The 23289-nt window shown below is 35.5% G+C and carries 41 protein-coding genes; 6 read left to right on the top strand and 35 right to left on the bottom strand.

Annotation, left to right across the window (positions count from 1 at the left end; genetic code table 11):
- The 29 genes from PEPE_RS03805 to PEPE_RS03675 form a co-directional block, all read right to left on the bottom strand.
- Positions 1-966 (bottom strand): minor capsid protein, encoded by a 966-nt coding sequence (locus PEPE_RS03805; protein WP_011673257.1) that lies wholly within the window; start codon positions 964-966, stop codon positions 1-3.
- A complete protein-coding gene (locus PEPE_RS03800; protein ID WP_011673256.1) occupies positions 947-2350 on the bottom strand; it encodes a phage portal protein in 1404 nt (467 codons plus the stop codon). The genes PEPE_RS03805 and PEPE_RS03800 overlap by 20 nt, the downstream gene beginning before the upstream one ends.
- Before the next feature lie 7 nt (positions 2351-2357).
- Positions 2358-3629 (bottom strand): PBSX family phage terminase large subunit, encoded by a 1272-nt coding sequence (locus PEPE_RS03795; RefSeq protein ID WP_011673255.1) that lies wholly within the window; start codon positions 3627-3629, stop codon positions 2358-2360.
- Positions 3619-4116, bottom strand: coding sequence for a helix-turn-helix domain-containing protein (locus PEPE_RS03790; RefSeq protein WP_011673254.1), 498 nt, complete (start codon positions 4114-4116; stop codon positions 3619-3621). Before PEPE_RS03790 ends, PEPE_RS03795 begins: the two co-directional genes overlap by 11 nt.
- An 80-nt stretch (positions 4117-4196) precedes the next feature.
- The gene (locus PEPE_RS03785; RefSeq protein ID WP_011673253.1) at positions 4197-4778 is read right to left on the bottom strand and encodes a YfbU family protein; all 582 of its coding nucleotides are present in this window, start codon (positions 4776-4778) and stop codon (positions 4197-4199) included.
- 138 nt (positions 4779-4916) lie between these two features.
- Positions 4917-5057, bottom strand: coding sequence for a hypothetical protein (locus tag PEPE_RS09275; protein ID WP_011673252.1), 141 nt, complete (start codon positions 5055-5057; stop codon positions 4917-4919).
- Positions 5058-5102: 45 nt separating this feature from the next.
- Complete coding sequence (locus PEPE_RS03780) at positions 5103-5345, bottom strand: DUF2829 domain-containing protein (protein ID WP_011673251.1); 243 nt, start codon at positions 5343-5345, stop codon at positions 5103-5105.
- A gap of 180 nt (positions 5346-5525) precedes the next feature.
- Positions 5526-5984, bottom strand: a complete 459-nt coding sequence (locus PEPE_RS03775; protein WP_011673250.1) for an ArpU family phage packaging/lysis transcriptional regulator — start codon at positions 5982-5984, stop codon at positions 5526-5528.
- Between the two features lie 66 nt (positions 5985-6050).
- A complete protein-coding gene (locus PEPE_RS09270; protein WP_011673249.1) occupies positions 6051-6224 on the bottom strand; it encodes a hypothetical protein in 174 nt (57 codons plus the stop codon).
- A gap of 71 nt (positions 6225-6295) precedes the next feature.
- Positions 6296-6715: a hypothetical protein gene (locus PEPE_RS03770; protein WP_011673248.1), complete on the bottom strand. Its 420-nt coding sequence runs from the start codon at positions 6713-6715 to the stop codon at positions 6296-6298.
- Between the two features lie 2 nt (positions 6716-6717).
- On the bottom strand, positions 6718-7059 hold the full coding sequence (locus PEPE_RS03765) for a hypothetical protein (RefSeq protein WP_011673247.1): 342 nt from the start codon (positions 7057-7059) through the stop codon (positions 6718-6720).
- Positions 7059-7355 carry a hypothetical protein gene (locus tag PEPE_RS03760; RefSeq protein WP_011673246.1) on the bottom strand — a complete coding sequence of 99 codons (297 nt, stop codon included), beginning with the start codon at positions 7353-7355 and terminating at the stop codon, positions 7059-7061. Before PEPE_RS03760 ends, PEPE_RS03765 begins: the two co-directional genes overlap by 1 nt.
- Positions 7356-7513: 158 nt before the next feature.
- Positions 7514-7681 carry a hypothetical protein gene (locus PEPE_RS09265; RefSeq protein ID WP_011673245.1) on the bottom strand — a complete coding sequence of 56 codons (168 nt, stop codon included), beginning with the start codon at positions 7679-7681 and terminating at the stop codon, positions 7514-7516.
- On the bottom strand, positions 7674-7862 hold the full coding sequence (locus tag PEPE_RS03755) for a hypothetical protein (protein WP_011673244.1): 189 nt from the start codon (positions 7860-7862) through the stop codon (positions 7674-7676). The genes PEPE_RS09265 and PEPE_RS03755 overlap by 8 nt, the downstream gene beginning before the upstream one ends.
- The gene (locus PEPE_RS09000; RefSeq protein ID WP_011673243.1) at positions 7862-8428 is read right to left on the bottom strand and encodes a DUF1642 domain-containing protein; all 567 of its coding nucleotides are present in this window, start codon (positions 8426-8428) and stop codon (positions 7862-7864) included. The genes PEPE_RS03755 and PEPE_RS09000 overlap by 1 nt, the downstream gene beginning before the upstream one ends.
- 166 nt (positions 8429-8594) lie before the next feature.
- A complete protein-coding gene (locus PEPE_RS03745) occupies positions 8595-8888 on the bottom strand; it encodes a hypothetical protein (RefSeq protein WP_011673241.1) in 294 nt (97 codons plus the stop codon).
- Positions 8889-8899: 11 nt separating this feature from the next.
- Positions 8900-9364, bottom strand: coding sequence for a hypothetical protein (locus tag PEPE_RS03740; protein ID WP_011673240.1), 465 nt, complete (start codon positions 9362-9364; stop codon positions 8900-8902).
- A gap of 43 nt (positions 9365-9407) precedes the next feature.
- A complete protein-coding gene (locus PEPE_RS03735) occupies positions 9408-9779 on the bottom strand; it encodes a hypothetical protein (RefSeq protein WP_011673239.1) in 372 nt (123 codons plus the stop codon).
- A 14-nt stretch (positions 9780-9793) separates the two neighbouring features.
- Entirely contained in the window at positions 9794-9934 is a 141-nt protein-coding gene (locus tag PEPE_RS09260; protein WP_011673238.1) for a hypothetical protein, read from the bottom strand.
- Between the two features lie 13 nt (positions 9935-9947).
- The gene (locus PEPE_RS03730) at positions 9948-10178 is read right to left on the bottom strand and encodes a hypothetical protein (RefSeq protein ID WP_011673237.1); all 231 of its coding nucleotides are present in this window, start codon (positions 10176-10178) and stop codon (positions 9948-9950) included.
- A gap of 208 nt (positions 10179-10386) precedes the next feature.
- Complete coding sequence (locus tag PEPE_RS03720) at positions 10387-10806, bottom strand: RusA family crossover junction endodeoxyribonuclease (protein WP_011673235.1); 420 nt, start codon at positions 10804-10806, stop codon at positions 10387-10389.
- Positions 10803-11219 carry a hypothetical protein gene (locus tag PEPE_RS03715; RefSeq protein WP_011673234.1) on the bottom strand — a complete coding sequence of 139 codons (417 nt, stop codon included), beginning with the start codon at positions 11217-11219 and terminating at the stop codon, positions 10803-10805. The genes PEPE_RS03720 and PEPE_RS03715 overlap by 4 nt, the downstream gene beginning before the upstream one ends.
- Positions 11220-11221: 2 nt before the next feature.
- Entirely contained in the window at positions 11222-12433 is a 1212-nt protein-coding gene (locus tag PEPE_RS03710; protein WP_233418267.1) for a replicative DNA helicase, read from the bottom strand.
- A 19-nt stretch (positions 12434-12452) separates the two neighbouring features.
- A complete protein-coding gene (locus tag PEPE_RS09325) occupies positions 12453-13337 on the bottom strand; it encodes a conserved phage C-terminal domain-containing protein (protein ID WP_011673232.1) in 885 nt (294 codons plus the stop codon).
- Positions 13338-13374: 37 nt separating this feature from the next.
- Positions 13375-13773, bottom strand: a complete 399-nt coding sequence (locus tag PEPE_RS03695; protein WP_011673231.1) for a single-stranded DNA-binding protein — start codon at positions 13771-13773, stop codon at positions 13375-13377.
- A 2-nt stretch (positions 13774-13775) separates the two neighbouring features.
- Positions 13776-14432: an ERF family protein gene (locus PEPE_RS03690; RefSeq protein WP_011673230.1), complete on the bottom strand. Its 657-nt coding sequence runs from the start codon at positions 14430-14432 to the stop codon at positions 13776-13778.
- A complete protein-coding gene (locus PEPE_RS03685) occupies positions 14429-14890 on the bottom strand; it encodes a hypothetical protein (RefSeq protein WP_011673229.1) in 462 nt (153 codons plus the stop codon). The genes PEPE_RS03690 and PEPE_RS03685 overlap by 4 nt, the downstream gene beginning before the upstream one ends.
- A gap of 275 nt (positions 14891-15165) precedes the next feature.
- Positions 15166-15510: a DUF771 domain-containing protein gene (locus PEPE_RS08995; RefSeq protein WP_011673226.1), complete on the bottom strand. Its 345-nt coding sequence runs from the start codon at positions 15508-15510 to the stop codon at positions 15166-15168.
- A 2-nt stretch (positions 15511-15512) separates the two neighbouring features.
- The gene (locus PEPE_RS03675) at positions 15513-16238 is read right to left on the bottom strand and encodes a Rha family transcriptional regulator (RefSeq protein ID WP_011673225.1); all 726 of its coding nucleotides are present in this window, start codon (positions 16236-16238) and stop codon (positions 15513-15515) included.
- A 60-nt stretch (positions 16239-16298) separates the two neighbouring features.
- Here PEPE_RS03675 and PEPE_RS09255 point away from each other — a divergent pair, with 60 nt between their 5' ends.
- Positions 16299-16439, top strand: coding sequence for a hypothetical protein (locus tag PEPE_RS09255; RefSeq protein ID WP_011673224.1), 141 nt, complete (start codon positions 16299-16301; stop codon positions 16437-16439).
- Here PEPE_RS09255 and PEPE_RS03670 read toward each other — a convergent pair.
- Entirely contained in the window at positions 16429-16608 is a 180-nt protein-coding gene (locus tag PEPE_RS03670) for a hypothetical protein (protein ID WP_011673223.1), read from the bottom strand. The genes PEPE_RS09255 and PEPE_RS03670 overlap by 11 nt on opposite strands.
- 13 nt (positions 16609-16621) lie before the next feature.
- On the bottom strand, positions 16622-16831 hold the full coding sequence (locus PEPE_RS03665) for a helix-turn-helix domain-containing protein (protein ID WP_011673222.1): 210 nt from the start codon (positions 16829-16831) through the stop codon (positions 16622-16624).
- 256 nt (positions 16832-17087) lie between these two features.
- Between PEPE_RS03665 and PEPE_RS03660 the strand changes: the two genes are divergently transcribed.
- The 5 genes from PEPE_RS03660 to PEPE_RS03640 all read left to right on the top strand — a co-directional run bounded on the left by PEPE_RS03660 (position 17088) and on the right by PEPE_RS03640 (position 20168).
- On the top strand, positions 17088-17438 hold the full coding sequence (locus tag PEPE_RS03660) for a helix-turn-helix domain-containing protein (RefSeq protein ID WP_011673221.1): 351 nt from the start codon (positions 17088-17090) through the stop codon (positions 17436-17438).
- Between the two features lie 105 nt (positions 17439-17543).
- Positions 17544-17879, top strand: coding sequence for an ImmA/IrrE family metallo-endopeptidase (locus tag PEPE_RS03655; protein WP_261785716.1), 336 nt, complete (start codon positions 17544-17546; stop codon positions 17877-17879).
- A gap of 57 nt (positions 17880-17936) precedes the next feature.
- Positions 17937-18341, top strand: coding sequence for a hypothetical protein (locus PEPE_RS03650; protein WP_011673219.1), 405 nt, complete (start codon positions 17937-17939; stop codon positions 18339-18341).
- A 146-nt stretch (positions 18342-18487) separates the two neighbouring features.
- The gene (locus tag PEPE_RS03645) at positions 18488-19627 is read left to right on the top strand and encodes a site-specific integrase (RefSeq protein ID WP_011673218.1); all 1140 of its coding nucleotides are present in this window, start codon (positions 18488-18490) and stop codon (positions 19625-19627) included.
- A 337-nt stretch (positions 19628-19964) separates the two neighbouring features.
- The gene (locus tag PEPE_RS03640; RefSeq protein ID WP_002833536.1) at positions 19965-20168 is read left to right on the top strand and encodes a hypothetical protein; all 204 of its coding nucleotides are present in this window, start codon (positions 19965-19967) and stop codon (positions 20166-20168) included.
- A gap of 139 nt (positions 20169-20307) precedes the next feature.
- Here the strand turns inward: PEPE_RS03640 and PEPE_RS03635 are convergent, their stop codons facing one another.
- From PEPE_RS03635 to PEPE_RS03620, 4 genes are all read right to left on the bottom strand, one after another.
- Complete coding sequence (locus tag PEPE_RS03635; RefSeq protein WP_002833535.1) at positions 20308-20535, bottom strand: hypothetical protein; 228 nt, start codon at positions 20533-20535, stop codon at positions 20308-20310.
- 304 nt (positions 20536-20839) lie between these two features.
- Positions 20840-21379: a dUTP diphosphatase gene (locus tag PEPE_RS03630; protein ID WP_002833534.1), complete on the bottom strand. Its 540-nt coding sequence runs from the start codon at positions 21377-21379 to the stop codon at positions 20840-20842.
- 9 nt (positions 21380-21388) lie between these two features.
- Entirely contained in the window at positions 21389-22306 is a 918-nt protein-coding gene (locus PEPE_RS03625) for a hypothetical protein (protein ID WP_002833533.1), read from the bottom strand.
- Positions 22299-23174, bottom strand: a complete 876-nt coding sequence (locus tag PEPE_RS03620) for a hypothetical protein (protein WP_002833532.1) — start codon at positions 23172-23174, stop codon at positions 22299-22301. Before PEPE_RS03620 ends, PEPE_RS03625 begins: the two co-directional genes overlap by 8 nt.
- Between the last annotated feature and the right edge of the window lie 115 nt (positions 23175-23289).

Genomic DNA, 23289 nt, shown 5'->3' with positions numbered 1-23289 from the left:
TTATTCCTCCTCGTCATACCATGCTGAAATACTACACATACAGTTTGGATGTACCGGTTGCGTTGGAACATCATTTACTGTATAAATTCCATCGTTTGTTGTTGCTATAGAAGCACACACCTTACAAGCTGATGGTTCAGCAATCCATTTAGCATATTTATATCCATACTTTCTAAAGCTGTTCAGTTGTGCTTGTGCTTGCACTCTTGACGTTTCTGTTCGTGCTAATCGTTCAGTAACATACCTAGCATTCTTTACCTCGTCTTTGAGATAAGGCTTTAAATCACGTGCAATTACTGTCGGATTCAAGCCTTGTACCATTTGTTTAGTTAGTAATTGGTCAAGTCTCGCTTTGAACACATCGCTATTAGCCCACAATCTTTCACTAAAATTAGCATTACCAGTTGTTGCCATAACGATACTAGCGGTAACTGCTGCTTTAACGTTGCTTGCTGAATCTGCTAATATACCAGCTTGCCGTTCCAACTCGTTAATGTATTTATCGTTTAAATGATCGGCTACAGCGCTATAGATATCCATATTGTTATCTATCATTTCTAGTCCGATTTGAGCCTTTAACATCTCAAGACGATTGATACGCATAGTAGCGTTATACAGTCTTAATCGGGTGTTAACTTCGTCTGAAAAGTCTGCATACTCTACTTTGCCTTTCTTTTTGTAAATCGTCCTAGCTTTAGCTACAAGCCTCTTAGCTTCATTTGAGAATGCCTTAACATCTTCTTCCGATACTTTCTTGCGAGCTTCTGCAAGAGTGTAACCTTCACGTTTAGCATAGTGAGTGTATTGATCACTAATATCTTTATTAATACTCTGTAGCAAAGTGTCATAATGCTCTTGAATTAATCTATCAAAGTCTTTGCCGCTCTTGATATTAGATTCAATCCACTTCCGTTCATCGGCTTCACGTTGTTTCCAATAATCATCACTATTCTTCCGCTTTACCATTGCCTACACCAGCTTTCTGTTGGTCAGTTAGGTTGTCAGTGGCTTCAAGTGAACTTTTAATTTGTTCCTTTTGCTCCTCTTTCATGCGTTTAATCTCGTTCTTAGCATCGTCCACAAATGACAATGTAGACAACAGTGTTTCTTGGCTAACTAAACCAACAAGATCCTTAGCTGTTGAGGCTTCGTCTGCTAAGTTAACTGGGAGGTTGCGAGTGAACTGAAACTTCAAGTCTTGCCATGCTTCCGTTTTAGTCGTGTCCAGAATAGTCTCAACACCAAAAGCAATCTTGTAAAGCTTTCGCAACGCTTGAGTAAACTTGCGTTCCTTGTTAGCTGCCATGTTCTTCATAGGCAATAACTTGTATTGAAGAGCCACGCCAGAACTGTTTCCACTGAATGATTCATCATTTAGATTAGCAACCATACAAACTTGATAGATTGTATTGATCAATCGGTCAGTCAAATGTTCTTGCATGTTATCGCCATCTGGCTTAGCTAAAAATTCTACCTTTGCATTAGTGGCATCTGCATCGGGTGAATAGATGATCTGGTTTCCATCAAGATTCAATTCAGGCTTGCCATCGTTATCTTCATCTAAATTAAGCCCTAGCATGGATAGATATCCATTATCGAAATACTCGACTTGATTAGCTTTTTGACTTACTACGTTGTTAAGCGCATCAATCAAGGTCATAGCATTCTCAAACACACCTTGTCGCTCTTCATTATCAAAGAACTCTACTGCTGGTACTTGTCCGAATTGATTAGCATTAACTTCGCCAGCTCTATTAGCACTATCATCAAATGAATACCACTCGTTATCTGTATATACCTGACCAGATAAAATGTTGTTCTTGTCTCGTGTATATCTAACAAATGCTAACGGTTCATGAAGGACACTATCATCATAAATAATGAATGAATTCATCGGTGAACTATAAGCTACGCCTGTCTCACTATTTTCATTTTGAAATAAAAAAGCAATCGAACGTCCGTAGACATCCGCTTGCTTGCTAATCTCATTCAATTTATCTTGGAATGAATTAGTATCATTCCATTGTTGAAGCTTCTCATTGTCGGTGTCATCATCTAACGTGATTTTAGGTGGAATACCCATGAAGTAACCGTTAAACGTCTCCACAATGTAATGCGCCAAATTGTTAACTAATTTATTATCTGGCCCGTGGTCCTTTGCATTCTTATGGAGGATCGCATGGTTTCCAATATACATTTGCCACTTTTTATCGTATTCCTTGGCAAATTCATCGTTTGCAGAAATAAAGCTCCTAATCTCATCAGCTGTTAAATCTGCATCCTTTGGGAATACAAACGTTGTTCCATTAATAATTGAGCCTTTTCCCATAACTGTAATATCGATTATCATCACCCCTTTAAAAGTATTTATTTTTGATAACTTTAGCTTTGTTATTGTGTCTTAGTACCATGTAGACAAAGTAACGCATTGAATCCATAGCATGGTCATGTTCCTTAATAACCTTGTCCTCACCGTTGCTAGATGCTTTATCGTCCCAAATGTACGACGCTAACTCTTTAAATAAATTAGGTAGGTTATCAGTGAACTTAATTAATCCGTTGTTCATTGCTGATTGTGTCTCACGAATCCCATTAAGCACGTCGTTGTCAGCTCTGATAATGCGGTAGTGCCTGTTACGCAACACTGCAATAAAAGAAGCAGCGGACGGATCGATAATTATTCTGGCGTTAATATTGCCAACAAACTCATCTAAATCATTCGCATACTGATCATCTGTTTTCTGACGTGCGCTGTGTCGTCCATCATAGTAATACTCTTTTAAGCAATACCATACGCCATTATAAAAACCCCACAATAGAAATACTGTAGGGTTTTGAGTTCCATAATCGACTGACACGTAATACTTCGTACAGCGCCCTGGTGGCTCGCTAACGACCATTGTTTCTCTATTGAAGTTATCGTATATAACTCCTTCTGACATGACCCACAAGCCCAAAATATAGCGCTGATAGAACACACCTGAATAGTTACGCTTGTAACGGCCGATAACATCTTCGCTAAGTGAGGGGTTGTCTTCCATCCGAAAATGAATACGTAACGCCCGTTTGCCCTTAAGGTCATCAATCCAATTCAATTTAAACCAATGATACGGTCCCTCGGGGTTCATATTGAACCAATACTTACCACCAGAAACAGACACACGAGCCGTCGCTTGATTAACGAATGATTGTGGCATTAATGCAACTTCATCAAAAAAGAATCCTGCTGCAGTTAACCCTTGAACTAAATCTTGACTAGCTTCATCTTTACCACCAAAAATAAAGAAATAGTTGGCTTTGCCGTTCTTTACAACCTCAAACATGTTATCAGTACGGTGGTCGATTACTTTATACCCTCTACCTGCTAACATCTGTTTCAACGGACGTAATACGTTACGTCTAAACGATCCGATGGTTTTACCCGCCATGCCTAACTGTTGCCCGTTAAACGTGTGCATTGCCCACATGACGTACGACAATGACATAATAACCGTTTTGCCCGCACGAACCGAACCATCACAAATTATGGCTTCGCTATCCTTGGTGCTTGGATTAACCCACCAGGTCAACACTTGCAATTGTTTTTTGGAGAAGGGCGTGAAATGGAACACGTTGGTCTTAAGCTTCATTATCATCACTCCATACATTTTTAGCACTGTTCTTCAAAGCGCTAATAAATCCATCGTTATCATCTACACTAGATTCTGGTTCAAATTCCTTAGCTCGTGCTTCTGCTATATCAGCTTCTGCATTAGCTTTGCGAACTTTAGCTTTATCCAATTCAACATTGCTATTAGCAGTCCCATACCCTGCCATATTAAGGATTGTCTGTGTGGCTTGTAACTGGACCATATCCGATTTAGAATTCAACGCTAATTCATTGAGATGTTTGATTGCATCCGGCACATAAGAATCAAGCGCAATTCTGCGATATTCTTGTTGTGCTTGCTGGAATAGCGGATCTTTCTTCCACTTACTTAGTGTTGCTCTGGATCGGTTGACAGAATTTGCGATTTGTTCGTCAGTTAGTTCATCTTCAAATAGCAATATAACGGCTTTTCTATGCCTTTCGTCTAATGATTCAAACACTTTGCTTTGTCTAGTTTTGTCTACCATTGCATATCACCACACCTCCTTTAATGGACAATAAAAAGCCACACAACGTATTAATTGAGTGGCTTAAATAGTTAAATTAATTATTCAGTTATCTTGTTAACTCCAGTTAGAATGTATCTGATATCATCCACAGTAGCGTCTTTAAAACTAGAATCTGATCCACGAATAAAATCTTTATAACGATTTGCAACATTCAGTTTTTCATTAATATTTCTACTAAACCCATGGTCGTTAATATCAATTCCGTTCATATCCTTACGCATTAATTCACCAAGATTAGTAAACCTATTATCATTAAGTAACCAGTTGGCAATACTGTAGTAGCTAATGTGATCGCTATCATTTAAATCAAATCCAAACTCTGTTAACTCATTTACTAGGTCCTGGTCTAACTTAATAGAACCTTCTGTGTAAACAGCTGCACAAAAATCATAAGCATCTAGAATGTCAATGACTTCTTTCGTAACCTCTACACTTACACTACCACCAGCATCTAAAATAACCTCATCATAGTAGTATTCGAATCCGTTATGTAAAATCTTTATATTCTTATCGAAAATTTCTTTATCACCATAATCGTCACTAATATTCAATGCTTTCATAATTCTAAATTGATTAATTAATGATGTTCTTTCAAATCTTGTAAGTTTAACTTCACTCATTTTATCTACCTCCTATATTTTATAATTTAATTATAAAGGTTATTTTTTAAAAATCCGTAAAAAACAAAACATTTTGAAATTTAATTTAAAAAATAAGATGGTAAGGATTTGCACCTTACATGACTTGTTGTCAGTGATTTAGGAACGAGTATGCCCAATCAAAATGAGTAACCTCTTAGCTGAATCTTCATCACTGTTTTTGTAGGCTGATTGCTTCTCAGTTGTTTCCGTTCCGCCATTCCCGCAATCTTCTACCAAACCTTTTGTCTTATCAACCATAGCGTCTACCTTATTCCGCCACATCTCTTTTGCATTTATTTATTATTAAACGAGTTCCCAATCTTCGGATAGCATGTCTGTTTGACTAGCAAGCCAAGGAACGCGATCCAAAGGTGCATCTGAATTTGTTGTTTGTAGCCCTGTAGTATCGATGTAAATGTAATCGTGAGTCATCGCTTCATCTTTACTGGCTTTCTTCAAAGCAATAAAAATGCCTTTACCATTCCAACCTGCACGTTTAACTTTATATCCTTGCTTTAACTTTTCGATAGCTTTTCCAAAATTCATATTAACACCCCTTATTTTTAGGTAAATAAGACAGCAAGGAATCGAACCTTGCAACAAGCTACACGTCTCCTAATAATTTATTTGTCGAAAAGAATCGTGCTTGTTAACCATTTGCCTTACTTGAAAGATTAAAAAACCGCTTAGCTTGGCCGGCAACTATTTACTAATCTTTCGATAATACTAATATAACCTTACTTGTGTCCGACGTGTGTCGTCTCTTTGTCCGAATTTAAAGACTCTAAAGTCATCTATATCAGCAAATGCCCATGCAAATTGTAGAAAAGCTTCATTAAGTATCTCACTGCCTCGACTACGTCCATAGCCAGTTAATTCTCCAATTTCATACCAGGTTAATTTTTTAAAGTATTTCATTTCTAGTATTTGTCGATGTTTGCTATCTAAACCACCACATGCCTTAATCACTTTACCTAAAATATCTTTGGCATAAGCATGTAAAGTGACTTTAGTTTCCGCCCCATTATCAGCACTATGGGATACTGGCATGCCACTAATTACTGGCGATTTAATATCGACAAATGCAGTATGTGCCATGTTCTGCAATGTTGGGAATTCTTTTTCAAAAAAACATTTAACTTTTTCTATGGTCTTAACTTCATCTAATTCTGGTAATAATGACACGCCCTCAGCTCCCGTAGTATAATAATATTTGTATATAATACTGTCATAGCGGAGGCTGTGGCTTTTTTATTTGTACAAATCCTTATACAAATTACCCATTCGCTTTTGTTCATTTTCATCTAGGGTTATTACATCGTGAATTCGTAAATGTTCAACTACCATGTTGATGCTTCGAACAGCATTCCTAATACTAATCAAAATAAGTGCTAATAAAATTACCACTATTATTTGAAATATCATGCTTCCACCCCTTAACTAACATCGTATTTTTGCCACCAAAGTACATATACTGTCATTCTATCGATACCTTCTTATTTATTAGTTAGATCGTTAATCAATCCGTTAATTGGACTAATATAGTTCCCGATGTTATCACATCCACCGACTAATAATGATATTGCTATTACACCTACTATCAATGTACCTATACTTAGGATTAAAATTTGAATTTCTAAATCATTAGCATGGACAAAACTTGAAAAATTTGTTCTTGTTGAAAACGGATTCGGCTTTTTTTCTTTAACCTGTTTATATTGCTTATACTTTTCAAACACTTTCATCCACACCCATCTAATTAAAATAACTAAGAAGATAGCTATGGCAAAACTAGCAATTCCATAAAACAATTGTGCTTGTTGGTATTGGCGAATCATCGTTTCCGTAATTTTTGGAATGTTCTTAGCTCCGTCATTTAGAGTATTGATTAATGCTTCAATTGCTTTATCTTTCATGTTTAGTCCTCCTCCGCATAAGGGTGTTGGATATCATACAAAGTGTTGTAGCATCTAGAGATATTCCACAACCAGTCTTTATTAAATTCAACTGAATCATCAAATTCTAACGGAGCTAAGAAAGCTGCGAAGTCAACGAGGTTTGTAATGTCAATTTCATTGTAATCACCCCAATCCCACTCATAGCCATTGATTGAAAGATTCTCTTCTGATCCATCTTCTTTAACAACCTTGAAGGTTAGAACGGGGTTATCAACTGTTCCTGTACTAAAACATAGTTCGCACGTTCCAAATTCTGTTTCCTCTTCTTTTGTTTCTAAATTAATAAATTTAATTTTTTTCATTATTCCACCTCTTCATAAGTCTTCTTGAAGATTTCATCAGCAATGGCCCAATGTTCACCATTGACACCTGTAGCAATCCAATCACCCGGATTAATCTTCATATCACCTTCGATTGTTTTAATTCTCCAATCTGGTTTAGGTTCACCAGTTTTTAATATACTCAGCATATTTTCAAGTTTTTCAGATGTTGTCCACGGAACTCTTTCAAGATTATTGAATACATATTCTGGAACATACTCATCTGGATTAAATTGTTCAGCCTTAATTGTTGCTGTTTTACGATATTCTTTTAACATTGTTCGTCCTCCATTTTTTCTGCTGGCTTTCTGCAGATTTTCTGCCGATTTTATTTTCCAAGCAAATACCATACCTGCTATAAAAGCCTCTATATCAACGATATTCTTTTTTCTAACTTAAATCCTTCATCACATTTTTCTGCTGATTCTCTGCTACTTTATTTATGTTTATGAATAATCACAAACGCTGTCATAATATCACGGCAAAAAATCACTTCACCAACATCTTCTATTTTTGTATTTGGTGGCGGAACAACTCTGCCTTTATGTTTAAAAATAAATTCGTTATTATCTTGTTGTTCCTTTTTCAGTTGAGGTTTACTCATCTTCTACTTCCAATTTACGTCCACATGCCGGACAATAATTAATATTTCTGTGTTCGATATCGTAGCCCGAAACAATAACTCCTTTAGCTACCACTTTGCATTTGTCTCCATATCCGCCGTATATATTTTTCGTAATATCATTAAAAGGTTCATAACAATGTTTACATTTATTTTTGTTCATCAGTTTTCTACCTCCTCAAACTCAAGTAGTCCAGCATTGTTGTACGCTTCGTATTCGGGCCAATTTTTAGCTAACCATGACTTGGTAAATTCGGTGTTCATATGTTTTGGTGAGGATAAGCTATTTGTAGAAAATGTTTTAAACGGAATATTATAATTTAAATAGGCCGAGCCAATAATAAGTCCTTTTAACTTAACGTGGAGTTCAGGCTCTTTCTCAACCTCATATCCATTAGCGATTGCATTGAATAATAGTTTTTGATTGTCTATATTTTTCAGCCATTCATAATGGGGTTCTGCACTACTAATATAGTCGCCTATCCAAAAAATAATTCTCAATGGGTCTACTTCATCTTCATAATATTCTTTCGCTTCTTCAATCCAATCAGCCACAAACTGTGGAATAACTGCTTTCTGTGATTCATCTAACTTTCCTGCTAAACCAATTGCATAAACAAGTGCTTCAGCAAGGCCATAGGTATAACCTTTCCCATAACTATCAGTTTGTTTTAATTTATTGTCGTCGTAATATTTTTTTAGTTTTTTTACATATTCATCTTTAGTCATCTAGTCGCCCTCCTTAATTAAATAAACAATTACACTCATCCACGTTTGCCAAATGGCTACTGTCATAAAAAAACACATTCCGATCATAAAGCTGTGTGTTCCATAACCGATTAATAGCGATGGAATCATCCATACTACAATCGAAAAATACCATAAATAGAACATATTAATCTTCCTCTCTGAACCGTTTTAATACTGGACGAAACTTAGCTTCTAGTCGTTCCAACTCATCAAGATACTGTGTCAATTCCATCACATCGTACTTATCTTCCAACATTAGATGAATACAAGCCGTCAGAGCTTGCCTCATGTTGGAATAGTAGCCGATTGTCTTTTGCTCTATTAATTTATCCTTGCCAATCTTAATCGCTCCAGATTCGTCTCTTACAGCCTTGAGCAAGGTGTAGTTAGCATAGTTATCTACCTTTACTTGATAATCCTCGTTGATAATTACAATCATTTGTCTTCCTCCTATGATCTAGCTCTTTTTTGTTTTAGTTCGGGATAAGTTTTGCGCAATGCCCTAAGGTCAAAATTCACCGTACTTCTGGCAATATGTACTCTGCTTGCAATTTCAGCGGTATTGGTAATTCCTTGTCTGAACAGCTTTTCAACCATTTTACGGCGCTTAATAAGTTTTGGTTTATCTTTACCACGACCATAAACTTCAATATCACGGCTATAATTTTCCATAGTTATTCTTCGGTATTCTTCAAACTTGCCTTGATCCAGTAAATCATTTAGGTATTCCCTACGTGATTTGTTAGCCTTAACTTTTACAATAACCATGGCTTCAGGTGCGTCATATTGGCTGACTAGATGTCCATCTGCTTGAGAATCATTGAGAAAGTTATCTAATCGCCACTTATTCAAATCGGAATCATTTTCTGATTCGTAATATACTTTCTTTGATACATTTCCAATTAATCTAAACATCGTTTGTTTTTCTCCGCTCTTAATATTTTATTCAACTGTTGTTTTAGATTTCCTCTACTTTAAAACTAAGTTCAACACCAACTCTTGCCATAGCGGTAGCTAAATCTTTTGCTTCCCGCTTAGCGTCTTCTTCAGTAGCAAACAGTTTAGCTTCCTCTTTCGGTGCAGTCCACGAAACTTGATTCATGTAGCCTTTATCATTTTGATTCTTTAATACGTAAAACTTGTGCTGCTTGACCTCAAAATTAATTTGTTCGCCAATTGGACTAATCGCAGCGTGTAAAATATCTGCTTTTTGTTTTGCCTTTTTCCACTTACTAAAAGGAGTAGCGTATCTAATATCGGTGTACTGATGTGCTTCCACTCCTAGCTTTCGGTAATATCTTCCGTTGGCTGTGTTCTCGATTACGTACATTCTTTTCGTTCCTCCTAGTTAAAATTACGTTTACGCCATTCTTGATACTGTTCTTCAAGTGCTTCTTTAATCCGATCTAATTCTTGCAAAGTGTAATCATTGCCATACAATTCACGGATGATATCCTCTGCTGTCATTTCTGTACGTTTTTTCATAGGATTATTAACCTCACTCTTGCTTAAACATCTCCGTTTGTCCTTCGGCTTCTTGTGGTTCTGTATCTAGTTCAGTCTGAGCTGGTGTAACTTTGACAATCACATCATATCCAGCTGTATTAGATAATTGAGTAGCCACCTCAAGGAAATCTGTATCTTCTACAGTCAATAAAACTTGCGCTCCATTCTTATCCAAAGTTACCTTTTTCATGTTTGCGTTAAATACAAAACTGTTATTTTTCATTCTTAATTCCTCCTAAAATGGTAATAATATTTCTGCTACCACGTGATTGTGTTCTTCCCTACTTAATTTCCGATAAGCGTTATAGACGTCTAATCTATCTCGTCTTAATTCGTACATCTTTCTACTCATTACTGAAATCACTGAAAAAATATCGTTATTTTCGTCAAGCTTTTCCAGTAAGTAATTAGCCAGAACTCTTTCATCATGACTATTCAAATTCATACGGAATCACCAACATTTCTACGTGTGGATTTTCTGAATAATATTTATTCGTTTTCGTGCTTACTATCTGTGCATCATCAACCCATAACAGCCCCGTACAAGCGTCCGTCACTGCTTTAAAGTAATTATCTATATCGCCTTTTACAATCGGTCTATGGAACCCTAAGAGGCGCATATCACGTTCTTTTTTTGAGATACTCTTTTGAATCGGTCGATACACACTTAATTCAACTAACAACTGACCCTCTAAAGGCTTGCCATGATACTGTTGCTGAACTTCTTCTTTTACGTGCTTTTTATATTCTTTTGATTTTGGTGGGTCATAACTTCTAACAAATCCACCACGACCACTAAATCGTGGTCTACCTTGTGGAACTGGCTCGCCTGCCACTTCTATTCTTATCAATTCGCTAATTGTCCTTTCTCTGCTCGTTTTCGCATTTCATCAATCAATTCAAAGTATTTATACGTAGCTTTTTCAATTGCCGTCATGCGGCTTAAATCGCCCTCATATTGAGTTATCATGACAGCCATAAATTTGTCTCCGCCGCTTCGTTCAATGAAATAAAATCCTTGGCGTTTTTCAATTTCTGCACAATCTATGGCGTCCCAGACTGCTTTCTGTCTCTGCAGTTCAGTTTTATGGATATACTCCAGTAGCACGCCATTATTGCGGTCAGATAATTCTTGTTTCATAAATATTTTTTTACGATTATTAAACGCTGCTGCTCGTTTTAAAAATATCTTCACAGCTTCTGATTCAACATATCCGTTTTCTTTCATAATGGCTTGATACTCGTAGTAATCCATGTATGCCATAGTTAGTTTTTCACCTCTTTGGGCTCATATTCCAGAAACAACATTTCTTCACCGATAAATGTAAAGTCAATATCCGCCAACTCACCTTCACGATTCTTTCGAATCGATAGTTGTACTACCCGTTCACTTTTTATCCCTTGTGGACGGTGTAGAAATGCCACTACGTTTGAATCTTGTTCAATGCTTCCTGATTCTCTTAGATCAGATAGTAACGGTGTCTTATCTTGCCGATTTTCAATACCTCGTGACAATTGAGACAACGCCACTATTGGGATATTAAACTCGTTCGTTAGTCGTTTAAGCTCTCTAGTGACTTCTCCGACTTCGATATACCGATCTTTCACGTTTGGTACCTTAACCAGTCCAATGTAATCAATGATCGCAATATACTTACCCTGCTTCGCCTTAGCAGCGTTTTTGCGTATCGTCTGGACAATTTCACCGAGAGTCTCTAAACCGTCGTACACACGCAATTTAGACGCCAATAACTGGCTTGTAGCTTGATCGATTAGAGTTTTCAGAATATCGTTCAGTTCGTTAGCTTTTGAACGTAGAGTACTGCTTGAAACACCAGTCATTCTGGAGATAAAACGATTGAGCATTTCTTGCTTGTTCATTTCGAGCGTAAAGAAATCTATTTCAACTTCTTTGTCATTCATTAATGCTTCGTACGCCAGATTTACCGAGAATGCCGTCTTACCAGTTGATGGACGTGCTCCAATCGTGAACAACATGGATCCGTACATTCCACCACCGAGCGCCGTATCTAATTTGTTAAACGTCTTCACGCCTCGTGGTCGAGCATGTGTCAACGAATCTTTCAACTCTTCCACTGCTTCATCCAGTAACCCATCATCAATCGTTTCAACCGATGCATTTTTGGCTAGTACTTCCCGCAAAGCCTGCTCATTTTCGCTAAATGGATTCGTCTGATATTTGTCAATCGCAATATTCAATTGACGTGTGTACGCTGCTTTACGGATTAATTGGATATCGTTATTGAGTAAACTAACCATCGGCGATTCATTTCTGATGTCTTTGACAATGTTGAAAGCCATGGGCTGCTTAGATAGTTGATTATATTTTCCGTACACATCGAACAGATCGTGGCTGACGGATTGGTGCATGGCTTCGAATAGGGTTTGATATTCGGGATAGCCGAACCAATCTGATTCCAGCTGGATTCCAGATAGTTTCTCTGGGTGGTTCAGCAAAATCCCGATCACTTCTTTTTCAATCTCTGTGTTCATTATTCAGTCTCTCCTCTGCTCTTCTTGTTACTTCCTCTTCATGCCTTTTACGTTCCGCTTCAATTTCTTCTGTTGTCTTACCTTGACGTTGACCATCGCTAGTAGTTGTAGTTGGAATGTTGCTACTCTTCGAATATTCATTCGCTTCGTTAAGATAATTACCAAAATGACTTGGTGCAAATATCGTTGTAATTCTTAGGTATGGATTCATCTTTGGATCGTCTTTCCATTGTTTGCTTTTGAACTCAACAACTTTAGCCAATTCAGATTTGGAATATCCTTCATTGATTCTTGCTCTTATGATTTTTCGATTGGATTCAACGTTTTTAAATCTCTTACCAGACTTCTGATTGAACCATTCAATAAACTTCCCATAATCAACTTTTTCTTTCTGGTCGTTCTTGGGCGACAAAGAATCTTTATTCTTATCTTTATTAACATTCTTATTATTGTTCCGTTGCTGTTCACTTGCTGTTGCAGTATCTGTTGCAGTATCTGTTGCAGTCGACTGATTTGTATAACGTTCAAACCCTTGGTATTCCTCATAATTCAGCACTGTAAACAGTGTTCCGTAATCGGTATTCTCAATTTCTATTCGTTTTTCTTTCACCAAATTTTCAATTTTGCTTTTTATAGTGTGCAATGAATAAACTTTTTGATGTCTTTTTTCAATGTAAGCCAGATCATTTTGTAGATTTCTGTATGACCTTAAATACTGCCCTCGCTTCAAATGGATATCTCCAACTCGCGTGCCTTCTTTAGCAAAAACAGCATTGCCATAAATGTAAAAGAATATTCTGAATTTGATAACATCGGTCCAAATTGGATTCTCAAATATTTCTCTACTTGTTTGAAATGCTCCTTTCACTAACAATCACCCTTTTTCTATAGATATCCCTTTAAATTTAGAATGGTAAATCATCATCTGAAATATCGATTGATTGTCCACCATTGTTAAATGAATTATTGACATTCCTCTTTGTTGAATTAGTATTGTTTGCATTGCGGTTATCTGGTAAGTCGAAGTCTGAAACGTCAATTTGAAGCTGTGTTTTACCGTTATATTCATTAATTGATAAACTCCCAGTTACTACTACATGGCTACCCTTTTTGTAGAATTTTTCTACCGTACTAGCTCTCGTTCCCCATACTGAGCATCTAAACCAGTCAGTACCGTATTCCCCGTTATTATCAGGTCGATTCTGTCGTACTGCCACATTAAAGTTAGCCACTTTGTTTCCACTTTGAGTTGAGTTAACTTGTACATCATTGCCAATATTTCCAGATATAGTTATTTGTCGCATAATTACTTACCCGCTTTCTCTGTCTGTTTATTAAGTTGGTTAGTTACCAATTCAATTAATCCGATTGCAGTATCTTCCTGCAATTTTTCAATGGAATCTGACTTAACTTTTTTAAGATAAGCTTTAGAAACTTTTTCAATCGGTGTTTTGGTAACACTTGCCATACTGTTAAATAATTCTTTTAAAGTCTTCTTTTGTTCATCGTTTATCAATTCGGGTGCTTTTTGAGCTTTAACATTTTCTTGAAATGCGTCTGGATCTAAATCGTCTGTGGCTACATTGAAGAATTTTAATAAAAAATATTTCTCGCCATAAGTGAGTGCTTTCCCAACACCTTTTTCTCCAGCTGTGTCAATTCCTTGTGCGTACCACTGACACTCTAATTTTTCATCTGGATTATCTGAATTAACCCACGTCATAGTCATCATTAATTCAGTAAATATTACGGTAGATCCTTTTCGATTTTGGCTTGTTTCAGTGTTTTTATTAGTAATTTGCGGTATTAAAATTAATTTTTCTTCATCCATCAAACCATGAATTGTACCTAAGACATCTGAAGACCCAGCGTACGAATACTTTGAAGCTTGTTGGGATTTTTGAATGTATGGTACTTTTTTGTGGATGTTTTGAAGCTTTTGATATAACGTTTTTTCACTCATGCTTCCACCGCCTTAACTGTTAACTTGTCTGCCTTACGTTTAGCTCTGTAAGGTAGTACCATTCCTGTTTCAGTGTCGATTAACTGACCACCTTCACGAACAATGAAACGACCTTCTGCAACGTAACGCTTAATCGCCGAAACATCTGGTTCACGCTTAATCAAGTTCACATCGATATCAGCTAATACTTTAACCACTTCTTTTGGCTTGGCATTGTCAGTCTTAACTACTTGCCACCAACTAGGCTTGCTAGGATTACTAGCCGTTCGTACATACTTGAATGATTCTGTTTGGAACTCTCTCCCATCGAACATTTGAAGCTCTTTCTGACTGATTTTATTAATCTCGTCTTGAACTTCTTCGATAGATAGAACAATTTCTGCTTTCTTGTTTTTTAGTCCACGTAACTTCCGATCTAGCTTAGTGCGTTCTGCTTCAAGTTCATCAATATTCTTCACTTGCGTTCTCCTTTCCGAATAAGGCTTCAACTTCCTTACGCTCTCGTTCTTGTTCGTATTCACGTTCATATTGTTCAAACTGTTGTTGATTCATTTGTGTTATACTTCCTTTGTTGAATATTTATTTGAGTCCACTATTGCCGTAGCGGGCTTTTTATTTTGTTTCAAGTAGTTCAACTACTTCTCGCCTCCCTTAATTGAATAGCCATAAATACCAGCCACTACTACTGAAATTAGATAAAACGCTAATTGCCCTAAACTTACTGATACAACCATTACTTAACTCCTTCCAACCACGGTAATTCTGCTGAGTGTTCATCCAAAAACTTCTTAATAGCCTTTCGATTAACAATCACCCTAGTTTTTTCACCATAAGCTGTCATTTGAATTAAGCCTTTATCACGCATTGACTGGATGTCAGTAGAATATCTTGGGTTCTCAAAAATATTATCTTTTACCCATTTATCGCTTTTGCAAAGCTCCTTAGCCAACTGATGCTTACTGATAACTGGTGATAAAACATCTTGGTCCAACTTAATAATTGCTTCATCTCTAAGCCTGTCTAAAACTTCATTAACCAATTCTTTAGACATGGCTTCAAACATTGTGTCTAATGCCATTTTTATGCTCCTAACGTTGTTTGTCCGTCTGCTACATTACTCATTTGTTTAATAATTTGAACGGTAGCCGTTGATGGTTGCCAGTTGTCAATAAATTCATCTGCTATATCAAAATCTTTCTGACGTAGTTGTGAACGCGTCTTAACACCTGTTACTTCGTTGATTCCTCGGTTGATATCTTTGAATAATTTACTTCGTTGAGGAGCTGTTAATGTTGACCCGTGGACTTGAGAGTATTCATTAACCTTATTTGATACTTTTCGTGAAATGTAGCTGTATTCTGTTTGGTCTAAGCGTTGGTTGTTTTTTAGGTAATCAACGTCTTTATCAATCCGTTCTACTTTCTTATCCGTGTTTTTGTTGGCTTCAAATATTAATTCCAGTACTTTCATTGGATCACTAGGTAATTGGATGCGTTCTTCCTTAATTACTTCTTCCATATTGTTAAAGGCTTCGATGTATTTCAGTTTGAAGTCCAATGCTTTCTTTCCTGTAAATCCCATTGCTAGTAAAGTAAAGCCGTCTCGGTTCATATAATAAATTCGACGGTCACGTCCGTATAAATCTGGTTCTGTGCTTTCCATAAATATCTGCTCAAAATTGAGCCGATCTGAATTTAAGTTGCTGATATCTCTCAGCACATTTTTATGTTCTTTTCCAAATACTTCTGCTACTTGTAAGCTAGTCGTTACTGCTTGTTGGTCTTTCATGATTACTAATTCGTTCATTTGTTTTCCTTCTTTCGTGTGTATAATTTAATTAGTTCAATTAAAGGTGGTGATATGATAATGTCAGACAAAGAAATTGCTCTTGAATTAACTAAGGCTTGGCTGGAATCAAATTCTAAATTAGATACTGTGCCTGCAAGTTCTGTCCAAAATGTATATGTCGGTTTTTTAGACACCGTAATCAAAGCTTCTAAAGAATAGATTTTCGTTGTTCACTTATATTTAACGCATCGAGAACGCGTATCATGGCATCCGTCAAAACTAATAATTCTAACGGATTGGCTTTTTCAGAACTCTTCGATATCAGTTGCAGCTGGTGTTGAAGAGTTTTTTCATTTAAAGATTCTAAATTTTTATTTTTTTCTTCCATTTCTGATTCCTCCTTAAATCCCTAGCACTTTATAAATTTTTTCTCGTACACGTTTAGATTTTGGTGATTGATCACCTCGTATTGCTCTACTTACCACTGAAGGCCACTTCTCGCCAATAGCGGCAGTCAATTGTTCTTGTGTCATTCCTTTGCGCTTACGAGCAATTTCGATTTTTAGTTGGAGCTCTAAAGCTTGATTTTCTAAAGCCATTTCTTCTGTCAATTTTTACCCTCCTTTTTGTTTTTTATTCATCAAGTTATTGACAAATAGTACTGAGTTCAGTACACTTAGTTCATAAATAAAAGCAATATAAAACCTACAGCCACCACAATCTCTCGCCAAAGTTATTGTTTAGATAGGTCTGTTTTTTATTGCTTAATTACTTGATGAATTAATAATAACTGAACTAGGTACTTTTGTAAAGTAAAAATTACCGAAAGCAGTACTTTTTATTTATTTATCTTTTAGGAGTGTTGATATGACGCTAGTAGAGCGAATAAAAGAAGTTGCAAAAAATAAAAAGGGCTGGAATTTAAAAACAACCGCTGAAAAGGCAGGACTTGGTATTAATAGCATTTATCGCTGGAGAACTCAAACGCCTCAGACTGATAAATTAGCTTCTGTAGCCAAAGTCCTTGGTGTATCTGTAGATTATTTATTAGGTGAAACTGAAAAAGAAGAACCTGTGAGTGATACTCGTGACATGGAAGTTGAAGAAGCACTTAATTCAGTACGTATGTATCAAGGGAAACCAATTAGTGATGCACAAAGAGAAACAATGAAAGGAATTATCAGAGCTTATCTAGATGCTCAAGATAAAAATGAATAGCGTATGAATAACTTGATGACTTATCTTTGCAATTATGCTTATGACCATGGCATTGGTTATCAATTAGACAGAACTTCATACAAGCCAGATGAAGTATCTTTTTACATGGAGTTAAATAATACTGTGTACATCAACACAAATTACATAAATGAAGAAGAAGTTCCCTTTCAATTCGCACATGAAATAAGTCATGCTTTAAATGGAGATAAGGGGTCTAACAGTTTTTGTTCAAATGTTTTTTACATTAGAGAAGAATGCGCAGCTAATAAACGTGCCGTTGGAATCCTATTAGAATATTGCGAACTAAATAATCTAGCCTACTCTGATTCTGTTGACTTTATGCTGGCTTTTGGAATTCCATTGAAGGTTGGATATGTGGTTGATGAAGTGTTTAAGGAACGATTTGGAGTTCAATATAGTGAATCATACTGTGAAATGTAATTTCTTCGACCACACCCGAAGTCGTTAAAAGCTGTACATATTTTGGAGGAGAAATGTATGAAAAGAACTTTAGTAATTTTTGCAACACTGCTTGCACTGTTTACTTTATCAGCCTGTCATGACGATTCTATGGATGCTAATAAGATGGGAACAAAGCTTGAAAAGAAATACGTTGAAAAAAATAGCTATGGAGTATGGGAAGATAAAGACAACTCCGCTGTACAATATTCTGCAAATAACAAGGGGAAAATTGTAGCAATTGAATTTAACTATAAACAAAGCTACAAGCCTGTATCAAATAAAGCTGCGTTCGCTGATTATAAGGGAAAAACTGCCGATGACTTAAAGTGGGTAAAAGATGATCTTTACCATTCTAAATCAAAAGATAAGTATTACCGTATAAGTGAAAGCACTGATTCAGATGGGAAAATTACGCACGCTGCAATATTTTTTAATCACTAAAAAAGCATAAACAAAAAAGCCACATCCCTACTCCCGCCAAGAAGAAAGATGTGACTTAACAAAACAAAACTACTCTTGAGTAGCTCTTTTAATATACCCAATTTTACCATTAAAAGACTGCGTATCAAGAGAACGGAGGTTCGATAATGTCAATAACTCAACGAAAAAATGGAACATATGAAGTATCTATTAGCTGGTACGATTCACTTGGTAAACGCCGTACTAAATCAAAACGAGGGTTTAAAACTAAACCAGAAGCCGTATTAGGTGAAGCTAAATTAAGGCTTGAATATGAAGAAGTTAGTGTTCGTGAAAAAGTTGATCAGCAAGATACCTTCGCTGAATATTTTAAAAACTGGTACATTTTCTACAAAAAGCCAAAGGTTAGCAAAGTAACCCTCAATCGTTACCAATATACTTATAATGTGATTAACGAATACTTTGGTAATAAATTACTAAAGGATATCACTAGAGCTAATTATCAAAAATTCATCGTTAAATATGGTCAAAACCACTCTCCTAACACCATGAAAATGATTAATAATTGTATTAAGGCGTGTGTTAAAAATGCTGTTTATGATGAAGAAATCAAGAAAGATTTTACTTATAATATTGAATTGATTTCAAATAGAGATAATGTAGTACAGGTTGAATATTTGAATGTTGCTGAAATTAAAGCGCTATTGAATAGTACTATATCTAAGCTCAACCCTAGATATACTTCTAACTATATGATTGTTACGGCTATTTTAACTGGTGCTCGTTTATCTGAAATTGCTGGATTAACGTGGAATGATATTAATTTTAATTTCAATACTATTAATATCAACAAATCCTATGATTATTTCGCAAAATCATTCAAGCCTACTAAAAATAAAAGTTCTAACCGAATAATTAAAATCAATAATACTTTATGCGATGTTTTAAAAGAATTGAGAACCAACAATACTGACTTAGTTTTTAAAAACAAGCGTGGACTTATCCCCACCTCTAACGCTGTAAATAAGGCTCTAAGAGCTCGATTAGAAGAATTGAACATAAATAGACGTAACTTTCATTTCCATTCTCTAAGGCACTCTCACGTAGCCTTTTTACTATCACAAGGAATAGATATTTATCCTATTGCTCAAAGATTAGGACATTCAGATATTACTACCACAACCAGAACATACGCTTATTTAATTGAAGAATATAAAGATAAAAATGATGCAATCATCATTGCTGGGTTAGATAAGCTTTCAGCTGAAAAAGCGCCTACCAAAGTGCCTGCCAAGTCCGACATATAGCAACTAACTATAAACAATTGTAGATTAATGAAAATATCCATAAGTGTTGATATAACAGCATTCTTACAATATTTAGATTAACCGTATCGAACTCTATTTCTCTCTCCCGAATCATATTAATATAGCTTAGAAGCCCTATGGTATAGGCTTTTAAAACAAGAGCGCTCACCAAACGCTCACTAAGCAACATAAAAATCACTCAATCTTTAATTAGATTGGGTGATTTTTATTTTTAAATCTTTATACTAAGCAATTAATGTGACTTCGACTAAAAAATCGAATAAAATCTAACATATAATTACTAGATTAAGTCAAAAGTTTAGGAGCATTGCTAGAAATGGATATCATTATTTTAATTGGTGTTTTTATTTTCATGCTAGGATTCTTGATTACTGTATTTAACACCAAAATTCGATATGGGTTCATCTTTACTCACTATGAATATCGTAACCGTTCAATGCATTGGTTAAGTGTTATTTTAATTATATTAGGCCTTATCATCATAACCATCAAAGCTTATCTTAATGGCCAATTTAATTAGTTTCGAAATATAAAATATGTATATACGTTCAAACAAAAAATCATCTTATGGGATTATCTTTAGAGCGCTAGAATTTCTCCATTAAACTAAAAGAAGCTAAACCGATTTTTAACGATTTAGCTTCTTTTATCTATATTAATTATTTTCCATCCGAGTCGAACACATCCCAGTAATTATCTGGCGGTGTATCTTGCTTGGCTAGTTTCCAATGCGACGGCCCTTTATGGGTAGCCTCAGGATGCTCTTTTAAGCATTCAAAACGGCGATGTTTTTCATCTTCGATAATAAAAACGCGATGAAATTCGTCTTGTTTACTAATAACTGTTGCATTTTCGTGTTTAAATCCATAAATATCGGTATACGTCATTCATTATCACTTCCTTAGCTAACTTAAATTTTAGAAGTGAACAGTAAGCTTCTGTATCAATTATTTCACACCTCGCAGCCATAGTAAAACATTATGATCTTAACTTAAACTTTGCTTTGCAATTTACTAGCCCATAAGACCATTTTCTTTAATTGTCTATACCTTTTTCATTCATTGAAAGAATCCCATTTTAGAAATAGAGGCATTAACTACAAATCTTCAATTATTGACCGTATTTTACGGTTTTATTAATTAATAGAAAACCCAAAACCAGAGCAGGTTTTGGGTTTTCTGTTATTTCCTATTAGTAATTATTTTCTTGACGCTCGTAATTAACCTTATTTTTAGCAAAAAAGCTTTCCTCAATTTCTTCAGGAGTAAATCCTAAGCCTTTAATACCAAACTTCATAAACAGATGCCAAGCATGTACATAATCTGTGCTTCGATTATACGCATACGCCGAAAACAACATTTTCTTAATATTTAAATACATTAGAGATAAGTCGGGCGTACGAGAATCCGCCTTATACTTATCAATTTCTTCATCTTCAATTACTATCAAATGATTCCATTGGTTTAAATTAGCCATCAATAGAAAAAAATCAGTAGCATCCACAAACTCATTCAAAACCGTCTGATGGACCGATAACTCTCCGTCGCGTTTGCCACGATGAGTTTTCCATACCTTGAACCATTCTGCAGCATTAGCTATTTCTGCAAGTTCAACATCCAAAGATATATAAGCTTCTTGAATCCGGTCTTGCATACTATTGGCCAAGTTATGTTTAAATCTAATATCACGGTCTAACGCAACCGATGTTTGCAACATTTTTGCCCAATCCATCTTAATCACCTAAAATAACATTTTTAATTTTAAATCTGCAATATTTCTAACATACCAATCGTTCAAGAAATCGTACTGCTTCAAGATATCAAACAATGATTTTTCTTCACTTTTATCATTAACTTGAATAGCCCATTGGTCGGTTGCTGGTATCTCTTGAAAAATCGAGAAAACTACATGATTATCTAATTTTAGGTATGCTCCCAATAGTTTCTCAGCATTTAGCAAAGTAAAACCATTTTTAGCAGCATCCACAAAAAGTTCATCAATAATATCTGTATTTAAGCTAGTTTGATCAAACTCATAAACTTTATTATTACGAGCATCAAACATATTAAAGTCAACTTCAAAATTGTATACTTCTTCTAAAATTTGGCCAAATTTAGTAAATAACTTAATCTCGTCAACCAAGCTATCTTCGTCATCTTGCTGATTTAGAAAATAAAAATTATTAATTGTATCAGTATTAAAGCTCATTTTCCGTTCATCTAAACTCAAATGAAAAATAGTTTGTTGCGTTGCCTGATCAACATATTCAGCCTGATTATTTGCCATTTTAAAACGGAACTTTTGGCTAGTCCCCGTCCAAGTATGGAAAAGTTTTTGGTAATTATTTTCTTGTTCAACTTCCAGACCCAGTTTAGTTTTTAAACCGCTTAATTCAATTAAGCGAGTCATAAAAATTAAATAATAGTCACTAGCTTCAAATTTCTGAGGAAAAATAACTGCATCGCTATCAACTACGAACGCATAAAGTTTTTTTGCAGCATCCAATAACTCGACATTATCATCTGTAGTTGTTAAAGTACGAAATAATTCTGCGAAACTACGACCTTTGCTTAATCCAGCATCCAAATCAGATTGTACTTTCAGCAACTTGTCGGATAATGTTGCTCTTTTTTTATCTTCATTGATTGTGTTATCCATTAGACTTTACCTGCCCTTCGTCTAATAGGCTACTGAGATAATTTTTATACAGTTGGTCGGCAGTTTCACGGAACTCACTATAACTCGTGAAACTCTTCTTTAAAGCCTCAATTTCAAAACTGAGCGTGGTATCTTCCTTGGAAAGAACTAAAATTTGCTTTTGATTATTACGAATTTGTTCAGGAGCCTTAGCCGCTTGTTCTTCTTCTTCAGCGATCTTAGCAAGTTCTTCCTTAATTTGTTGGCGTTCTTCTTTAATCTTATTTGATTCAAATAAACCGCCCTTATCTGACAAGTTGTTTTGACGTTCCATCAATTCTTTTTGCTTATCTTCAAGTTCAGTTTGAGCGGTAACCACTTTTTGTAACTCAACATTTTTAGCTGATAATTGGTTGATTTGGTCTGAGTTTAAAGTTTTACCCGCTTCATCAATATTCAATGCTTTTTCAAGCTTTTCAAGTTTTTCTTCGTCTAGTGTATATTCAACATTCAATGCATCAAGTGTCCCGATTTCACGGCGATCCCACCAATTACCAAAGAAGACTTTAAATTGTCCCTTTTCAACTTCGCGGTAATAGAAAAATGGAAATTTTTCGATTAAATAATCAATCAAATTATCACTCAAGAAATGTGCTAATTCTTGTCTTTGATCCTTTACCAACTCAAATGGATATTCTCCAAATTCCAAGTCGAAAGCATCGTTAATTTCATCCCGATAGCGCAAAGGTCCTAGCAATTGATAAATGCGCAAATCGTTGTGCTGATCAATTGCTTCCGCCAATTCGTTTATGTATTGATCCTTGTTTTTCAGTTGCGAGATTAAAATATCCCGACTGGATTCTTCGTGATTCATACGTTCATCTGCCATGATATCGCTCCATTCTATCGTTCTGTCTCTAATGTTACAAAAAAATTTCAAATAAATAAAGGAATTCGACAATAAATTTAAACATTCTTCACAAAAAAAGAGTTACAACACGATT

Source organism: Pediococcus pentosaceus ATCC 25745, assembly GCF_000014505.1.
Classification (GTDB): Bacteria; Bacillota; Bacilli; order Lactobacillales; family Lactobacillaceae; genus Pediococcus; species Pediococcus pentosaceus.
The sequence above is the reverse complement of the archived record's forward strand: the minus strand, read 5'-3'. Positions and strand labels throughout refer to the sequence as shown.

Coding starts and splice junctions, on each gene's coding strand:
- PEPE_RS03805 (WP_011673257.1), bottom strand. CDS start 966: ATGGTAAAGCGGAAGAATAGTGATGATTATTGGAAACAACGTGAAGCC.
- PEPE_RS03800 (WP_011673256.1), bottom strand. CDS start 2,350: ATGATAATCGATATTACAGTTATGGGAAAAGGCTCAATTATTAATGGA.
- PEPE_RS03795 (WP_011673255.1), bottom strand. CDS start 3,629: ATGAAGCTTAAGACCAACGTGTTCCATTTCACGCCCTTCTCCAAAAAA.
- PEPE_RS03790 (WP_011673254.1), bottom strand. CDS start 4,116: ATGGTAGACAAAACTAGACAAAGCAAAGTGTTTGAATCATTAGACGAA.
- PEPE_RS03785 (WP_011673253.1), bottom strand. CDS start 4,778: ATGAGTGAAGTTAAACTTACAAGATTTGAAAGAACATCATTAATTAAT.
- PEPE_RS09275 (WP_011673252.1), bottom strand. CDS start 5,057: ATGGTTGATAAGACAAAAGGTTTGGTAGAAGATTGCGGGAATGGCGGA.
- PEPE_RS03780 (WP_011673251.1), bottom strand. CDS start 5,345: ATGAATTTTGGAAAAGCTATCGAAAAGTTAAAGCAAGGATATAAAGTT.
- PEPE_RS09270 (WP_011673249.1), bottom strand. CDS start 6,224: ATGATATTTCAAATAATAGTGGTAATTTTATTAGCACTTATTTTGATT.
- PEPE_RS03770 (WP_011673248.1), bottom strand. CDS start 6,715: ATGAAAGATAAAGCAATTGAAGCATTAATCAATACTCTAAATGACGGA.
- PEPE_RS03765 (WP_011673247.1), bottom strand. CDS start 7,059: ATGAAAAAAATTAAATTTATTAATTTAGAAACAAAAGAAGAGGAAACA.
- PEPE_RS03760 (WP_011673246.1), bottom strand. CDS start 7,355: ATGTTAAAAGAATATCGTAAAACAGCAACAATTAAGGCTGAACAATTT.
- PEPE_RS09265 (WP_011673245.1), bottom strand. CDS start 7,681: ATGAGTAAACCTCAACTGAAAAAGGAACAACAAGATAATAACGAATTT.
- PEPE_RS03755 (WP_011673244.1), bottom strand. CDS start 7,862: ATGAACAAAAATAAATGTAAACATTGTTATGAACCTTTTAATGATATT.
- PEPE_RS09000 (WP_011673243.1), bottom strand. CDS start 8,428: ATGACTAAAGATGAATATGTAAAAAAACTAAAAAAATATTACGACGAC.
- PEPE_RS03745 (WP_011673241.1), bottom strand. CDS start 8,888: ATGATTGTAATTATCAACGAGGATTATCAAGTAAAGGTAGATAACTAT.
- PEPE_RS03740 (WP_011673240.1), bottom strand. CDS start 9,364: ATGTTTAGATTAATTGGAAATGTATCAAAGAAAGTATATTACGAATCA.
- PEPE_RS03735 (WP_011673239.1), bottom strand. CDS start 9,779: ATGTACGTAATCGAGAACACAGCCAACGGAAGATATTACCGAAAGCTA.
- PEPE_RS09260 (WP_011673238.1), bottom strand. CDS start 9,934: ATGAAAAAACGTACAGAAATGACAGCAGAGGATATCATCCGTGAATTG.
- PEPE_RS03730 (WP_011673237.1), bottom strand. CDS start 10,178: ATGAAAAATAACAGTTTTGTATTTAACGCAAACATGAAAAAGGTAACT.
- PEPE_RS03715 (WP_011673234.1), bottom strand. CDS start 11,219: ATGGCATACATGGATTACTACGAGTATCAAGCCATTATGAAAGAAAAC.
- PEPE_RS03695 (WP_011673231.1), bottom strand. CDS start 13,773: ATGCGACAAATAACTATATCTGGAAATATTGGCAATGATGTACAAGTT.
- PEPE_RS03690 (WP_011673230.1), bottom strand. CDS start 14,432: ATGAGTGAAAAAACGTTATATCAAAAGCTTCAAAACATCCACAAAAAA.
- PEPE_RS08995 (WP_011673226.1), bottom strand. CDS start 15,510: ATGGCATTAGACACAATGTTTGAAGCCATGTCTAAAGAATTGGTTAAT.
- PEPE_RS03675 (WP_011673225.1), bottom strand. CDS start 16,238: ATGAACGAATTAGTAATCATGAAAGACCAACAAGCAGTAACGACTAGC.
- PEPE_RS09255 (WP_011673224.1), top strand. CDS start 16,299: ATGTCAGACAAAGAAATTGCTCTTGAATTAACTAAGGCTTGGCTGGAA.
- PEPE_RS03670 (WP_011673223.1), bottom strand. CDS start 16,608: ATGGAAGAAAAAAATAAAAATTTAGAATCTTTAAATGAAAAAACTCTT.
- PEPE_RS03660 (WP_011673221.1), top strand. CDS start 17,088: ATGACGCTAGTAGAGCGAATAAAAGAAGTTGCAAAAAATAAAAAGGGC.
- PEPE_RS03655 (WP_261785716.1), top strand. CDS start 17,544: ATGGAGTTAAATAATACTGTGTACATCAACACAAATTACATAAATGAA.
- PEPE_RS03650 (WP_011673219.1), top strand. CDS start 17,937: ATGAAAAGAACTTTAGTAATTTTTGCAACACTGCTTGCACTGTTTACT.
- PEPE_RS03645 (WP_011673218.1), top strand. CDS start 18,488: ATGTCAATAACTCAACGAAAAAATGGAACATATGAAGTATCTATTAGC.
- PEPE_RS03640 (WP_002833536.1), top strand. CDS start 19,965: ATGGATATCATTATTTTAATTGGTGTTTTTATTTTCATGCTAGGATTC.
- PEPE_RS03635 (WP_002833535.1), bottom strand. CDS start 20,535: ATGACGTATACCGATATTTATGGATTTAAACACGAAAATGCAACAGTT.
- PEPE_RS03630 (WP_002833534.1), bottom strand. CDS start 21,379: ATGGATTGGGCAAAAATGTTGCAAACATCGGTTGCGTTAGACCGTGAT.
- PEPE_RS03625 (WP_002833533.1), bottom strand. CDS start 22,306: ATGGATAACACAATCAATGAAGATAAAAAAAGAGCAACATTATCCGAC.
- PEPE_RS03620 (WP_002833532.1), bottom strand. CDS start 23,174: ATGGCAGATGAACGTATGAATCACGAAGAATCCAGTCGGGATATTTTA.